This window comes from Pseudomonas sp. N-1-13 (genome assembly GCF_057787095.1).
In genome coordinates this window covers 550,028-564,337 of record NZ_JBYNRI010000001.1, presented here as the reverse complement: position 1 = coordinate 564,337, position 14,310 = coordinate 550,028, and the positions used below count along the sequence as shown (strand labels likewise).

At 62.4% G+C, this 14,310-nt stretch carries 13 protein-coding genes; all 13 read left to right on the top strand.

Annotated elements, in window-relative coordinates:
- Window positions 1-180 precede the first annotated feature (180 nt).
- On the top strand, window positions 181-1,086 hold the full coding sequence (locus AC3I65_RS02540) for a zeta toxin family protein (protein ID WP_305467251.1): 906 nt from the start codon (window positions 181-183) through the stop codon (window positions 1,084-1,086).
- A 278-nt stretch (window positions 1,087-1,364) separates the two neighbouring features.
- Complete coding sequence (cbiE, locus tag AC3I65_RS02535) at window positions 1,365-2,576, top strand: precorrin-6y C5,15-methyltransferase (decarboxylating) subunit CbiE (RefSeq protein WP_305467250.1); 1,212 nt, start codon at window positions 1,365-1,367, stop codon at window positions 2,574-2,576.
- Window positions 2,569-3,666 (top strand): cobalt-precorrin-5B (C(1))-methyltransferase, encoded by a 1,098-nt coding sequence (locus AC3I65_RS02530; RefSeq protein ID WP_305467248.1) that lies wholly within the window; start codon window positions 2,569-2,571, stop codon window positions 3,664-3,666. Before cbiE ends, AC3I65_RS02530 begins: the two co-directional genes overlap by 8 nt.
- Window positions 3,663-4,385, top strand: coding sequence for a cobalt-precorrin-6A reductase (locus tag AC3I65_RS02525; RefSeq protein WP_047227373.1), 723 nt, complete (start codon window positions 3,663-3,665; stop codon window positions 4,383-4,385). Before AC3I65_RS02530 ends, AC3I65_RS02525 begins: the two co-directional genes overlap by 4 nt.
- Before the next feature lie 319 nt (window positions 4,386-4,704).
- Entirely contained in the window at window positions 4,705-5,109 is a 405-nt protein-coding gene (locus AC3I65_RS02520; RefSeq protein ID WP_076382856.1) for a DUF2946 domain-containing protein, read from the top strand.
- Between the two features lie 47 nt (window positions 5,110-5,156).
- Complete coding sequence (locus AC3I65_RS02515; RefSeq protein WP_047227371.1) at window positions 5,157-5,636, top strand: copper chaperone PCu(A)C; 480 nt, start codon at window positions 5,157-5,159, stop codon at window positions 5,634-5,636.
- A gap of 12 nt (window positions 5,637-5,648) precedes the next feature.
- The gene (locus AC3I65_RS02510; protein WP_370695172.1) at window positions 5,649-6,086 is read left to right on the top strand and encodes a DUF2946 domain-containing protein; all 438 of its coding nucleotides are present in this window, start codon (window positions 5,649-5,651) and stop codon (window positions 6,084-6,086) included.
- An 84-nt stretch (window positions 6,087-6,170) separates the two neighbouring features.
- Complete coding sequence (locus tag AC3I65_RS02505; RefSeq protein WP_487777406.1) at window positions 6,171-8,297, top strand: TonB-dependent copper receptor; 2,127 nt, start codon at window positions 6,171-6,173, stop codon at window positions 8,295-8,297.
- A 165-nt stretch (window positions 8,298-8,462) separates the two neighbouring features.
- A complete protein-coding gene (locus AC3I65_RS02500; protein WP_305467246.1) occupies window positions 8,463-9,842 on the top strand; it encodes a PepSY-associated TM helix domain-containing protein in 1,380 nt (459 codons plus the stop codon).
- Between the two features lie 202 nt (window positions 9,843-10,044).
- Window positions 10,045-10,833 (top strand): ABC transporter ATP-binding protein, encoded by a 789-nt coding sequence (locus tag AC3I65_RS02495; RefSeq protein WP_173407438.1) that lies wholly within the window; start codon window positions 10,045-10,047, stop codon window positions 10,831-10,833.
- Window positions 10,830-11,777, top strand: coding sequence for an ABC transporter substrate-binding protein (locus AC3I65_RS02490; RefSeq protein ID WP_281459587.1), 948 nt, complete (start codon window positions 10,830-10,832; stop codon window positions 11,775-11,777). Before AC3I65_RS02495 ends, AC3I65_RS02490 begins: the two co-directional genes overlap by 4 nt.
- Complete coding sequence (locus AC3I65_RS02485) at window positions 11,774-12,784, top strand: FecCD family ABC transporter permease (protein WP_092395852.1); 1,011 nt, start codon at window positions 11,774-11,776, stop codon at window positions 12,782-12,784. The genes AC3I65_RS02490 and AC3I65_RS02485 overlap by 4 nt, the downstream gene beginning before the upstream one ends.
- A 243-nt stretch (window positions 12,785-13,027) precedes the next feature.
- Window positions 13,028-14,293, top strand: a complete 1,266-nt coding sequence (gene urtA, locus AC3I65_RS02480) for an urea ABC transporter substrate-binding protein (RefSeq protein WP_047227365.1) — start codon at window positions 13,028-13,030, stop codon at window positions 14,291-14,293.
- Window positions 14,294-14,310: the final 17 nt, after the last annotated feature.

The following is a 14,310-nucleotide window of genomic DNA, read 5'->3' as shown; positions in this document are numbered from 1 at the left end:
GGTTCGGTGTCAGGCACGCTGACGTAAGTTTCCGGCGCCTTCCATGTAGGGATTTTTACCTTAAAAACAGGCACATATCTTGGAACACATGCTCATTTGAACAAGCCGCAAAACCCCGCTTTATTCAAAGGGCAGCCACTCACTTCACTTCATGGGAATCTTTGATAAGGACATCAGGATATGCCACACGCATCGAATTACGCCTACACCCCGGAACAGGTCACGACCGCATTCACCGGAATCACCGACACGCTGTTCAATGGCATTACGGTCGAGTCCGTCCCCAAAATGCTGATCGTCGCCGGATCGCAGGGATCGGGTAAAACCTATCTGCTGGAAAAAAGCCTCCTGCCCTCCCAACGCTACGACAATCATGTGCGCCTGTACCTGCCCGAGTACCGGGAAAAACACCCTCACTACGCCGAAATGATCAAACACGGTGTGCTGCATACTTATGAGCATACAGAGGCCTTTGTTCGAGAGGTTTGCTCGAAAATCTTCGCAGAGGCGTTCAGGAAAAAATACAACATCATCATGGAATGCGCGTTCGACAGCATCGATTTCGCGGCCTTCCCGGCGATGGCCGCGGCAGCGGGCTATCAGCTGGAAACTCACATCATCGCCTGCAAAAAAGAGTTCGCTCATCTATCGAGTATCAAAAGAGCCCTCAGAAGCCTGGAAAAACAGGAGCTGGAAAGGTTCGTCACGCTATCGGCGCTCAATGCCAGCCTGGGCAACGCCCAGCCGACCCTGCTGGCTATCGAGACGACGGCCAAAGCAGTCAGCGGCTCGCAGATATACTTGTACGAGCGCGGGTTCGGCCCTTTGAAGGAACGGATCCTGCGCACCCAAAGCACCTATACCCTCGATCCGGACGGGACTTTGCTCATCGCGGGACCGAAGGTGGTGTATGCAAATGCCTTCGAGATCATCACCAACAACCGCCTCCACCTCATCGGCGACCGCGAAGAAATGGTAAAGGAGTGCCACCTGACACTGCTCAAGACCAAGCCCCATGCTGAACACGTACCCGACTCGGTCTACAACGATCTGTATGCCTATATCCTCAAATACGTCTACCGATGAATCGGCTGCCTGCTTGAGAAGGTGATGTTGAATGTGCCGGCGCCATCGCGAGCAAGCTCGCTCCCACAGGGGACCTGTGGCAAACACAGACCTTGTGCCTCCCCCAATCAAAACTGTGGGAGCGAGCCTGCTCGCGATGGCGGTCTGTCTGAATCGGTGCCGCACGCCGGCAGGCTCCCAACGGCCCACGCCATAACCGAAGGCGCACGGTATGATGGCGGCCCGGTTCGCGTGCGCAACAAGCCCGCCGATCAAACCTATCCATTCGAGGAACAGAGATGACCCCCTGGCTGACCGTAGTGGGCATCGGTGAAGACGGCTTCAAGGGCCTGGGCCGAGCGGCTCGCCACGCTTTGCTGCAGGCCTCGCGTATTCTGGGCAGTGAGCGCCAGTTGGCGCTATTGCCGCTGTGCATCCGCGGTGAACGGGAGCTGTGGCCCAGTCCATTTTCCCTCGAACCGCTGCTGGCACGGCGCGGAGACCCCGTGTGCGTGCTGGCCAGCGGCGATCCCATGTTCTATGGCGTAGGCGCCAGCCTCGCCAAACACCTGCCTGGCGAGCAGATGCGGGTCATTCCAGCGCCATCGTCCTGTTCGCTGGCGGCGGCCCGCATGGGTTGGCCCTTGCAGGAGGTGGTCACCCTGTCGCTGGTGGCACGGCCCCTGGCGGCACTCAGCGCTCACTTATCCACAGGCGTCCGGCTGTTGCTGCTGAGCAACGACCGCCACAGTCCTGCCGCCGTGGCGGCGCTACTTCGCGAGCGCGGCTTCGGCCCCAGCCCCATGACCGTGCTCGAACATCTGGGCGGCGCCGCCGAACGGCGGATCGAAAGCTCTGCGGCACAATGGTCCGATCCCACCGTCGCGGACCTGAACCTGATCGCCGTCGAATGCCGCGCCGAACCCTCGGCGTTACGCCTGTCGCGCCTGGCCGGTTTGCCGGACACTGCGTTTGAACATGACGGCCAGCTCACCAAACGTGACGTGCGCGCCATTACCCTCGCCCGTCTGGCCCCGATGCCCGGTGAATTGCTCTGGGATGTGGGGGCGGGCAGCGGCTCCATCGGTATCGAATGGATGCGCGCCCACCCCAGTTGCCGAGCCCTGGCCATCGAGGCCGACGAAGGCCGCCAAGGGTTGATCGAACGAAACCGCGACACCCTAGGCGTGCCCGGTCTGCAACTGATCCGCGGGCGGGCACCGCAGGCTCTGGAAGGACTGGAGCCGCCGGACGCGGTATTCATCGGCGGCGGCGTAACCCGCGAGGGCGTGCTCGACGCTTGCTGGGCTCGACTCAAGCCCGGCGGACGGCTGGTGGCCAACGCCGTGACGCTGCAGAGCGAGATGACGCTGATGAACTGGCGCGAACTTCATGGCGGCGAACTGACCCGTATCCACATCGCCCAGGCCCAGCCATTGGGCGAGTTCGACACCTGGCGCCAGGCATTGCCAATCACCTTGCTCGACCTGGTCAAACCCTTCGATGCGTGACGAAACCGCCGAACAACCCGCGCCCCTGCGCAGCGGCCTGACCACCGGCAGTTGCGCCACCGCCACCAGTCTGGCGGCCGCCCGGCTGCTGCTTTGCGGCATCCAGGCCGATGCCGTGGAGATCGTGCTGCCCAAAGGCAAGCACGTGCAGATGCGCCTGGAATTCTGCCGCCTGACCGAGCAAGGCGCCGAAGCCGGGACGATCAAGGACGCCGGCGATGACCCGGACGTGACCCACGGCGCGCTGCTATTTTCCCAAGTGCGGCTGACAGCCGAGCCTGGGGTGCGCTTCATTGCCGGGCGTGGCGTGGGCACCGTGACGCGGCCAGGATTGGTATTGGACGTCGGTGAGCCGGCGATCAATCCGGTACCACGTAAAATGATCGGCGACCACCTGGGACGGCTGGCCGAGCAAGCCGGGTATGCCGGCGGCTTCGAGGTCACGGTCAACGTTGAGGGCGGCGAAGCGCTGGCGCTGAAAACCATGAATCCCCGGCTGGGGATCCTCGGCGGCCTGTCGATCCTCGGCACCAGCGGCATCGTCCGACCATTCTCCTGCGCGGCCTACATTGCCTCGATCCACCAGGGCATCGACGTGGCGAAAACCAACGGTTACCTGCACATCGCCGCCTGCACCGGCAACGCCAGCGAAGACACCATGCGCCGGGTCTACAACCTGCCGGAAATCGCCCTGATCGAAATGGGCGATTTTGTCGGGGCGGTGCTCAAGCATGTGCGAAAGGTGCCCGTGGAGAAGCTCAGCCTCTGTGGCGGCTTTGGCAAAATCAGCAAATTGGCCGCCGGTCACATGGACCTGCACAGCCGTCATTCAAGTATCGACCTGCCACAACTGGCGCAATGGGCAGCCGCCATCGGTGCCGATGAGGCATTGCAGCAAGGCATTCGCCAGGCCAACACCAGCCAGCAAGCCCTGGCGATGGCCAGCGCCGCTGGCATCGCCCTCGGCGACGCAGTCTGCGAACACGCCTTGGCCTTCGCTCGCGGCATCGTACCAGCCCAGGTCCAGGTCGAAGTCTTCGCCATCGACCGCCAGGGCGGCGTCGTCGGTCACGCCGGAGCTTTCAAATGAAACGCATCCTGCTGCTGGGGGGTGTCACCGAAGCCCTGGCCATCGCCCGCACCCTGGGCCCAACACACCTCTACAGCCTGGCGGGGATCGGCCGCGTTCCCACCGACCTGACCTGTCAGGTGCGCGTCGGCGGCTACGGCGGCGCCGAAGGGCTGACGCAATTCATTCGTGACCAAAGCATCGACCTGTTGCTGGATGCGACCCACCCCTACGCCGCACAGATCAGCCACAACGCCGCCCACGCAGCCCGCGCTTGCGGCATTCCCTGCTGGGCCCTGCGCCGTCCGGCATGGCAACCCCAGGCCGGGGATGACTGGCGCGAAGTGGCCGACTGGGCCGAACTGATCCAGGCCCTGCTGCCGTTCCACCGCCCCCTCTTCACCCTTGGCCGCGAGCCGCTGCAACACCTGCACGAAATCCCGCCCGAGCAATTCTGGACCCTGCGGGCCCTGGAGGTTTACCCCGGTAATGAGCGCTGCGAAGTCATAGGTGCCCGTGGACCGTTTCATATTGACGGTGAGCGCGAACTGTTCGAACGGCGGCGGATCGATGTGCTGATCAGCAAGAACAGCGGCAGCACGGCCACCGAGCCGAAGCTGGAAGTAGCGCGGGAGCGGGGGCTGCCGGTGTTGGTGTTGAAGCGGCCGGTGTTGCCGGGGGTGGATCGGGAGTTTGGGACGGTGGGTGAGGTGCTGCAGGGGCTTCGGCATTTGGTCTGACAGTCCCCTGCACCCAGGGCCGCTTCGCGCCCCAACGGGGATAAATCCCCTCGCCACAAAGAGTGCGCACACCCCTAGATTTTCAAAGGAATGCTATGGCCCTGACACGAAGCTATAAACACATGATGAAGCCCCTACTCTGCTTTTGAACGCAGAGCCGGAGATGATCAAAATCCCTTGCCATAAAAGCACTCCCTTGAAGATCTGTTGCTACTGTTAACCCAAGCCCTGCGACCCTACACCGCACGTGCTCTTTTTACTTATCAACCCCGATCAGGCTAAATACCGCCACCTGATCGACCATCGAGCGGATTGCCCCATGTCCCGACAACGGCTTGCATTTGCCTGGATCGCCTGCTTCGCAGTGCTGTTCAACATGCTTGCCATGCCGCTTTCCGGCAGCGGTGGTGCGATGGCACAGGCCCAGTCGCCAGCCGAGCAATTGCTGTGGGGCAGTTTCTGCTCTTCCAGCGGAACGAAACTGGTGGCGATTTCCCTGGGCAAGTTCGAGCAGAGCACGCCGCAGAACGACGATCACTCGACGATGCAGCATTGCTGGTGCTGTGCGGGGTCGCCGCCCTTGGTGGCGCTCACCGGGCACGAGCCGCAGTTGTACCTGAATGCTCAGCCGGCCCATCGCGGCGCTGCCCACCCACTGCTCGACAGCCCCACACCGCGCCAGCAATGGCCGAGCCTCAATCCCCGCGCCTCACCTCTGGCCTGATTCTTCCCGCATGCCCCTGCGCCCTGAATCGTTCCGGAGAATGACCCATGCTGAACAGACTTATCCTGCTGGCCGCCCTGCTGCTTCCCGTCGGCTTCGCCCAAGCTCACCAGTACAAAGCGGGCGAGCTTGAAATCGCTCATCCATGGTCCCAGGAGTTGCCGCCCAATGCGCCGACCGTGGCCGCGTATTTCGTGATTCACAACAAGGGCACAACCGCCGACAAACTGCTCAGCGTCGATTCGCCGATTGCCGACAAAGCCGAGCTCCACGAACACGTGATGCAAAACGACCTGATGAAAATGCAAGCGGTGCCCGTCGTTGATATCGCCCCCGGTGCGACTGTCACCTTCGCTCCGATGGCTTATCACGTGATGCTGCTGGGGCTGGAGGATCGCAGCCTGCTCAGCGACGGCAAACGCTTCCCTCTGACCCTGCATTTCGAAAAAGCAGGGGATGTCACGGTCGATGTCGCGGTGCAGAAAAAAGCCCCCGACAGCAGCAAAACCCAAACGCACGCCCACTGATCACCTTTGCCCATGCGAACGCCCCGCGCCAGGTCGGTCATGCCCCGCCGTCAGCTGATGAGCCTGACACGCGGCAGCTGGATCAGCCTGTTCGCCATGCTGATGATCTTTATCGGTCCGCTGATTTCTCAGTCGATGCCGATGGATCAGCGCATGTCTTCGTCCATGACCATGAACATGGAAATGGACATGTCGGCGGGCGTTCACGCCGAGCATGAAGCAGCGAAAGCCGAACATTGCCCGCCCCAGAGCGAGCATCACGTACTGTGGGAAAAGTGTGGTTATTGCAGCCTGCTGTTCAATTGCCCTGCGCTGACGGGGGGGCATAGCTTCGCCGTCTTCGATACCCCGCCACCCCACACCTACACCAGCCCCTCACCACGCCTGGGCCATGCCCGAACGTCATTCTTCCCCGGTGCCCGCACCCGCGCACCGCCCCTCGTCGCGTAGACCCCGACACTTACCTCACCCGGTCGCAAAAGACAGCCCCAGGTTGCCCGACCGTGTCGTTTACGTCTGTTCGATGGAATCATCATGTCCAGGTTTTCTGCCGGCATCGCATTGGGCGCAGCCCAGGTTCGCTGCTCCCCGAACGAGCCACGGGTTCGTTTTCGCTACACCGCCACCGCACTGTGCGGCCTGCTGCTCACGCCCTGTGCGCTGGCCGACGAGCATGCTCACCACGAAGCTCAGATCGAAGAGCTGAGCCCGACGGTCATTACCGCCGTCGCTCCCAGCTCGCCCCTGACCGTGGTCACCAACCCCAAGGATCCGCGCCAACCGGTGCCGGCCAGCGACGGCGGCGATTATCTCAAGACCATTCCCGGCTTCGCCCTGGTGCGCAACGGCGGCACCAATGGCGACCCGGTACTGCGGGGCATGTTCGGCTCGCGGCTGAACATTCTCACCAATGGCAGCATGCTGCTGGGCGCTTGCCCGGGCCGGATGGACGCGCCGACGTCCTATATTTCGCCGGAAACCTACGACAAACTCACCGTTATCAAGGGCCCGCAAACCGTGCTCTGGGGCCCTGGTGCATCGGCCGGGACCGTGCTGTTCGAACGCGAGCCGGAGCAGTTCGGCGAACTGGGCACCCGGGTCAACGCCAGCGTACTGGCCGGTTCCAACGGGCGCTTCGACAAGGTCGTGGATGCGGCCGCCGGCGGGTCTTTGGGTTACGTGCGGGTGATCGGCAACACCGCTCATTCAGACGATTATCGTGACGGCAACAACGACACGGTGCCGTCGCGCTACGACAAGTGGAACGGCGACGTGACGCTGGGCTGGACGCCGGATGCCGATACCCTGCTGGAACTGACCGCTGGCAAGGGCGACGGTGAAGCACGCTACGCCGGACGTGGCATGGATGGCTCGCAGTTCAAGCGTGAAAGCCTGGGCTTGCGTTTCGAGCGTTCGAACATGGGCGATGTGTTGGATACGCTCGAAGCGCAGGTCTACTACAACTACGCCGACCATGTGATGGACAACTACACGCTGCGCACGCCGTCCGGCACCGGGATGATGGCCGGCCCCATGGCGTCCAACGTCGACCGCCGCACCCTCGGCGCACGCATCAAGGCCACCTGGCGCTGGGCCGATGTGCAATTGATCAGTGGCCTGGACGCCCAGACCAACGAGCATCGCCAACGCAGCAGCATGGGCATCGACACCTACAAGGAACGGCCGCGCACCAAGGACGCCGACTTTCATAACTACGGCGTGTTCAGTGAGTTGACCTGGTACGCCGCCGACCGCGACCGGCTGGTCAGCGGCGCCCGCCTCGACCGCGCCTCGGCCAAGGATTACCGCCAAAGCATCGGCTCCGGCATGTCCGTCCGGCCCAATCCCACTGCCGACCAAACCCGCGCCGACACGCTGCCCAGTGGTTTCGTACGCTACGAACACGATCTGGCCGACAGCCCTACTACCCTCTATGCGGGCCTGGGCCACGCGCAACGTTTCCCGGATTACTGGGAGCTGTTTTCGGCCAACGCCGGCCCCGCCGGTTCGCTGAATGCTTTCGACTCGATCAAACCGGAGAAAACCACCCAACTCGACTTCGGCCTGCAGTACAAAACCGAAACCCTCGAAGCCTGGGCGTCGGGTTATGTCGGGCAGGTGCGCGACTACATCCTGTTCGACTACACGCCCGGCATGATGGGCACCACCTCCCGGGCCGAGAACATTGATGCACGGATCATGGGCGGTGAGCTGGGCGCGGCCTACAAGCTGACCGAGCGCTGGAAAGCCGATGCGACATTGGCCTACGCCTGGGGCAAAAACAGCAGCGATGGCAGCGCTCTGGCACAGATGCCGCCGCTCGACGCCCGTCTGGGCCTGACCTACAGCGAAGATCGCTGGAGCGCCGGTGCCCTGTGGCGCGTGGTGGCCGCGCAAAACCGTGTCGACGAGAACAAGGGCAACGTGGTGGGCAAGGACTACGGCAAGAGTTCCGGGTTCGGGGTGTTCTCCCTCAACGGTGCCTACCGCATCAATAAACACTGGAAGGTCAGCAGCGGCGTCGACAACCTGTTCGGCAAAGCCTACGCCGAACATCTGAACCTGGCCGGCAACGCCGGGTTCGGCTACCCGGCGAGTGACCCGCAAGCCATCAACGAACCGGGGCGCACGCTCTGGACCAAGGTGGATATGAGTTTCTGAAAGCATCGCGGGCAAGCCTTGCTCCCACAGGTAGTTCATTGCTGAGGGGCACAACTTGTCCCACTGCACTGACAAGTACTGTGGGAGCAAGGCTTGCCCGCGATCGGTTGCGCAGCAACCGCAAAAAACATAACGATCACATTTGCCCTGCGGAGCGCTTCTAAAATGAGCCAACCGAAACCCAACTTCTACAACCTGGCCTGGCGCTGGCATTTTTATGCCGGGCTGTTCGTGGCGCCGTTCATGGTGATGCTGGCCCTGACCGGCATCATTTACCTGTTCAAGCCGCAACTCGACCCTCTGATGTACGGCAGCCTGCTGAACGTGCCGGCCGGCCATCACACGATGGCGGCGGACGACCTGCTCAAACAGGTCCGCCAGGCCTACCCCGAAGGCCAGGTCAAACAGTACCTGCCGCCGATCAATGCCGAGCGCAGTGCGCAATTCGTGGTGATCGACAAGGGCCGCGAGCTTAACGTGTTCATTGACCCGTACCATGGCGATGTCCTCGGTGAACAGGACGCCAAGGACAACCTGCAAGCCATCGCCCGGGCCATCCACGGTGAGTTGATGATCGGCACCGTGGGTGACCGACTGGTGGAAATGGCCGCCGGCTGGGGCGTGGTCCTGGTGGTGTCGGGCCTGTACCTGTGGTGGCCTCGCGGGCAGTCGTCGGCCGGAGTGTTGTGGCCACGCTGGAGCGCTCGCGGTCGTTTGTTCTGGCGCGACCTGCATGGGGTCGTCGGCTTCTGGGGCGCGGCGTTTCTGCTGGTGATGCTGCTCAGCGGCATGACCTGGACCGGCTTCTGGGGCAAGCAATATGCTGACCTCTGGAACCGCTTCCCGGCTGCCATGTGGAACGACATGCCCAAGTCCGACGTCGCCGCCGGCAGCCTCAACAATGCGCACCGCCAGACCGTACCCTGGGCCGTGGAAAATACCCCGATGCCGATGTCCGGCGACCATGCCGAACACATGGCCCACGGCGGCGCCCATGAAGGTCCCGCCGCGCCGACCATAAGCCTGCAAGCGGTGCAGGACATCGCCACCGAACGCAAAGTGGAACATGGCTACAGCATCACCCTGCCGACCACCGCCACCGGCGTATTCACCATCGCTGTATTCGCCGACGACCCGCGCAACGACGCGACCCTGCACGTGGACCAGTACACCGGCAAGGTCCTGGCGGATGTCCGTTGGGAACATTACGGCGTCGTCGCCCGCGCCACCGAAACCGGCGTGATGCTGCACGAAGGCAAAATGTTCGGCCCGCTGAACCAGATCATCGTGCTGCTGATTTGCCTGATGATCCTGCTCAGCGCCGTCAGCGGCGTGGTGATCTGGTGGAAGCGTCGGCCCCAGGGCAAGTTCGGCGTACCGGCGCTGCGTCACGACTTGCCGACCTGGAAGACCGGGGTGTTCATCATGCTGGCCCTGGCGGTGGTGTTTCCGCTGGTGGGCGCGTCGCTGCTGGTGATGTGGTTGCTGGATCGGCTCGTCACCCGTTTCAATCGCCAGCCTGAGGTGGTTTCATCTTCAAGTTGAAGACAGTGCGTTAACGAAAGACGGCGCGAAACCTCTACAATCGCGCCCGCCTTGCGAATTGTGAACACGGTGTTCCTGTGGGAGCGAGCCTGCTCGCGATAGCGGTCTGTCAGCCACCTCTGCGCAGGCTGATCCAGCGCTATCGCGAGCAGGCTCGCTCCCACAGGGGGCTGTGTCTCGATCCAACCATTTGAGTAGCTGCATGACCGCACTAACCCTCTCCCACCTCGCCTGGACACCCCTGGGCCATGGCCACTGCCATCATCAGTTCCAGCTGCGTGACGCCACGTTGCAGGTGGGTGCCGGGGAGTTTGTCGGGTTGATCGGGCCCAATGGCAGCGGCAAGACCAGTCTGTTGCGCTGCGCCTATCGGTTCAGTCAGCCGGAGGCGGGCGAGGTGAAACTTGACCATCACAACGTCTGGAAACAGTCCTCGCGCTGGTGCGCCCAACGCATCGCTGTGGTGTTGCAAGAGTTTCCCGACGCCTTCGGTCTGACGGTCCAGGAAGTGGTCGCCATGGGGCGCACGCCACACAAAGGCCTGTTCGATGGCGACAATCAGCGAGACCTGAGCCTGGTCAGCCAGTCACTGGAATCGGTGGGGCTGCAAGGTTTCGGCGACCATGCTTTCGCCACACTCTCGGGCGGGGAAAAGCAACGGGTGATCCTGGCTCGCGCCCTGGCGCAGCAGCCGCAGGTGCTGATCCTCGATGAGCCGACCAATCACCTCGACCCGCGTTATCAACTCCAACTGCTGCAACTGATCAAACGCCTGGGGATCGGCACCCTCGCCAGCATCCACGACCTGAATCTGGCCGCTGCGTTCTGTGATCGGCTCTACGTCATCGACCACGGACACATCGTCGCCAGCGGCACGCCCAAGGAAGTGCTGACGGTCACGCTATTGCGCGACGTCTTTGGTGTGCAGGCGCTGATTGACGAACACCCCTTGGCCGCCCACCCCCGAATCACCTGGATAACCCAACCATGATCTTGCGTTCCCTGCTGCTTCTGCCGCTGCTGCTCGGCAGTGCACATGCTTTGGCCGAGGCCACCCGCTACCCATTGACGATCCAAAGCTGCAATCGCGAAGTCACCTTCAACCAAGCGCCGAAACACGCCGTCAGCCATGACATCAACATGACCCAGATGATGCTCGCCCTGGGGCTCAAGTCGCGCATGGTGGGCTACAGCGGCATCAGCGGCTGGAAGTCCGTGACGCCCGACATGGAGAAAATCCTCGATGGCCTGCCGGAGCTGGCGGCCAAATACCCGTCGGTGGAAACCCTGCTCAATGCCAACGTGGATTTCTTCTTTGCCGGCTGGGACTACGGCATGCGGGTGGGCGGCGACCTGACGCCGCAAACCCTGCAACCGCTGGGCATCAATGTGTACGAGTTGACCGAATCCTGCGCGTTCGTGATGAAACGCCCGCCGGCCACCCTGGAAGACACCTATAACGACCTGCGCAACCTGGGAAGGATTTTCGATGTGCAGGATCGCGCCAATGAGTTGATCGCCTCGATGCAGGCCCAGGTGACGCAAGTGCGCAAGCAGTTGCCTGCTGATCAGCCCCGAGTGTTCCTGTACGACAGTGGCGAAGACCGCGCCATGACCTCCGGCCGTCTCGGCATGCCACAGGCCCTGATCGATGCGGCCGGCGGGCGCAACATTCTTGATGACGTGCAGACCAGTTGGACCCGGGTGAGCTGGGAGAACGTGGTCGAGCGCAACCCCGAAGTGATCGTGATTGTCGATTACGGCGAAGTCAGCGCCGAGCAGAAGCAGCAATTCCTGCTGAACAACCCGGCCCTGCAATCGGTGGATGCGATCAAGCACCGGCGCTTCATCGTGATCCCTTACGTTCAGGCCACGCCGGGTATCGATAACGTATTAGCGGTGCAAACCCTGGCAAAGGGTTTTCACCGTCCATGAGCAATCGTCGCTATGGCGCGTTGCTGGTGTGCCTCGGTGCACTGATGCTGGTGTCGTGCGTGGTGTCCCTGGGGTTCGGTCCGGCGCGGGTGCCGGTGGCTGTGGTCTGGGACATCCTGCTGAACAAGGCTTTCGGTGTGGGTGACGTGTATTGGTCGCCCGGCCAGGAACATATCGTTTGGCTGATCCGCGTCCCGCGCCTGCTGCTCGGTGCCTTGGTGGGCGCGGGGCTGGCGTTGATCGGTGCGGTCCTGCAAGCGGTGACGCGCAACCCCCTGGCCGACCCGCACCTGCTGGGCGTCACGTCCGGCGCGACCCTGGGTGCGGTCATTGTGGTGCTGCATGTCGGTGAGATCATTGGTCTGCTGACCCTGCCGCTGGCCGCATTTATCGGCGCATTGTTGAGCATGTTGCTGGTACTGGCCATCGCCAGCCGCCAAGGCCGTCTGGAAAGCGATCGCTTGTTGCTGTGCGGCGTGGCGGTGTCATTCGTGATGATGGCGGCGGCCAACCTCTTGCTGTTTCTGGGTGACCATCGCGCCAGTTCCGCAGTGATGTTCTGGATGCTCGGCGGCCTGGGCCTGGCGCGCTGGGAATTGCTGGCGGTGCCGGCGGCCAGTGTGTTGCTGGGGCTGGGATTGCTGCTGGGCATGGCCCGGCCGCTGAATGCACTGATGGCGGGCGAACAGACCGCCGTGACCCTGGGCCTGAACGCGGCGAAGGTGAGGTTGTGGATTTTCCTGATCGCCTCGCTGATGACCGGCGTGCTGGTGTCCATCAGCGGCTCGATCGGTTTTGTCGGGCTGATGGTGCCGCACATTGCCAGGCGCCTGGTGGGTGCCGAACACCGTCGGCTGCTGCCTGCGTGTGTTCTGCTGGGCAGCCTGTTCCTGGTGTGGGTGGATGTGGCGGCCCGGACCCTGATCGCACCGGAGGACTTGCCCATTGGCGTCGCCACTGCCGCTATCGGTGGCCTGTTCTTCATCGGCCTGATGCGCCGTCGCTGAATCCACCCCTGTTTCCCTGACTTGCAAATAACAGGGGAACTGCAAGCCTTCGCCCCAATGTGGCGCATCTGATCGCACCAGCGCCTAGGCCGCGGTCGCTAGTGGTGCATTCGCACTTTTACCCCAGCGCGCCAACCCCGCATTCTCAATGCCTTTGCTCAACCGGGCACACCCCTTGCAAAAGCCCCTTCAGCGTCCGCATCTGCCATCGAAAAAAACTCATAATTGCACGGAGATCGCACAATGAAGCGTCGTAGCTTGATCAAGGCTTTTACACTCTCGGCAAGCATTGCCGCGATGGGCATGGCCTGGACCGTCCAGGCCGCCGAAACCATCAAGGTCGGCATCTTGCATTCATTGTCCGGCACCATGGCGATCTCCGAGACGTCCCTCAAGGACATGGCGCTGATGACCATCGACGAGATCAACGCCAAAGGTGGGGTCAACGGCAAGCAGCTCGAAGCGGTGGTCGTGGACCCGGCCTCGAACTGGCCGCTGTTCGCCGAAAAAGGCCGTCAATTGCTGACCCAGGACAAGGTCGCGGTGGTGTTCGGCTGCTGGACGTCGGTGTCGCGCAAATCCGTGTTGCCGGTGTTCGAAGAGCTCAACGGCCTGCTGTTCTACCCGGTGCAATACGAAGGCGAAGAGATGTCGCCGAACGTCTTCTACACCGGCGCGGCGCCGAACCAGCAGGCCATTCCGGCGGTGGAATACCTGATGAGCGAAGAAGGCGGCAGTGCCAAGCGCTACTTCCTGCTGGGCACCGACTACGTCTACCCGCGCACCACCAACAAGATCCTGCGTTCGTTCCTGCATTCCAAAGGTGTGGCAGACAAGGACATCGAAGAGGTCTACACCCCGTTCGGCCACAGCGACTACCAGACCATCGTGGCCAACATCAAAAAGTTCTCGGCCGGCGGCAAGACCGCGGTCATCTCCACGGTCAACGGCGACTCCAACGTGCCGTTCTATAAAGAACTGGCGAACCAGGGCCTGAAAGCCACCGACGTACCAGTGGTGGCGTTCTCGGTGGGCGAAGAAGAGCTGCGCGGCATCGACACCAAGCCGCTGGTGGGTAACCTGGCGGCGTGGAACTACTTCGAGTCCGTGGATAACCCGGCGAACAAGAAATTCGTCGACGCCTGGAAGGCCTACGCCAAAGCCAAGAACCTGCCGGGCGCCGACAAAGCCGTGACCAACGACCCGATGGAAGCCACCTACGTCGGCATCCATATGTGGGCGCAAGCGGTTGAAAAAGCCAAGTCCACCGACGTCGACAAAGTCCGCGAAGCCCTGGCCGGCCAGACCTTCGACGCACCGTCGGGCTACACCCTGACCATGGACAAGACCAACCACCACCTGCACAAGCCGGTGATGATCGGCGAGATCCAGGCCGACGGTCAGTTCAACGTGGTCTGGCAGACCGAGGGCCCGATCCGCGCCCAGCCGTGGAGCCCGTTCATCGAAGGCAACGACAAGAAGCCTGACTATGCGGTGAAGAGCAACTGAGCCCGGGAAGAAGCCCC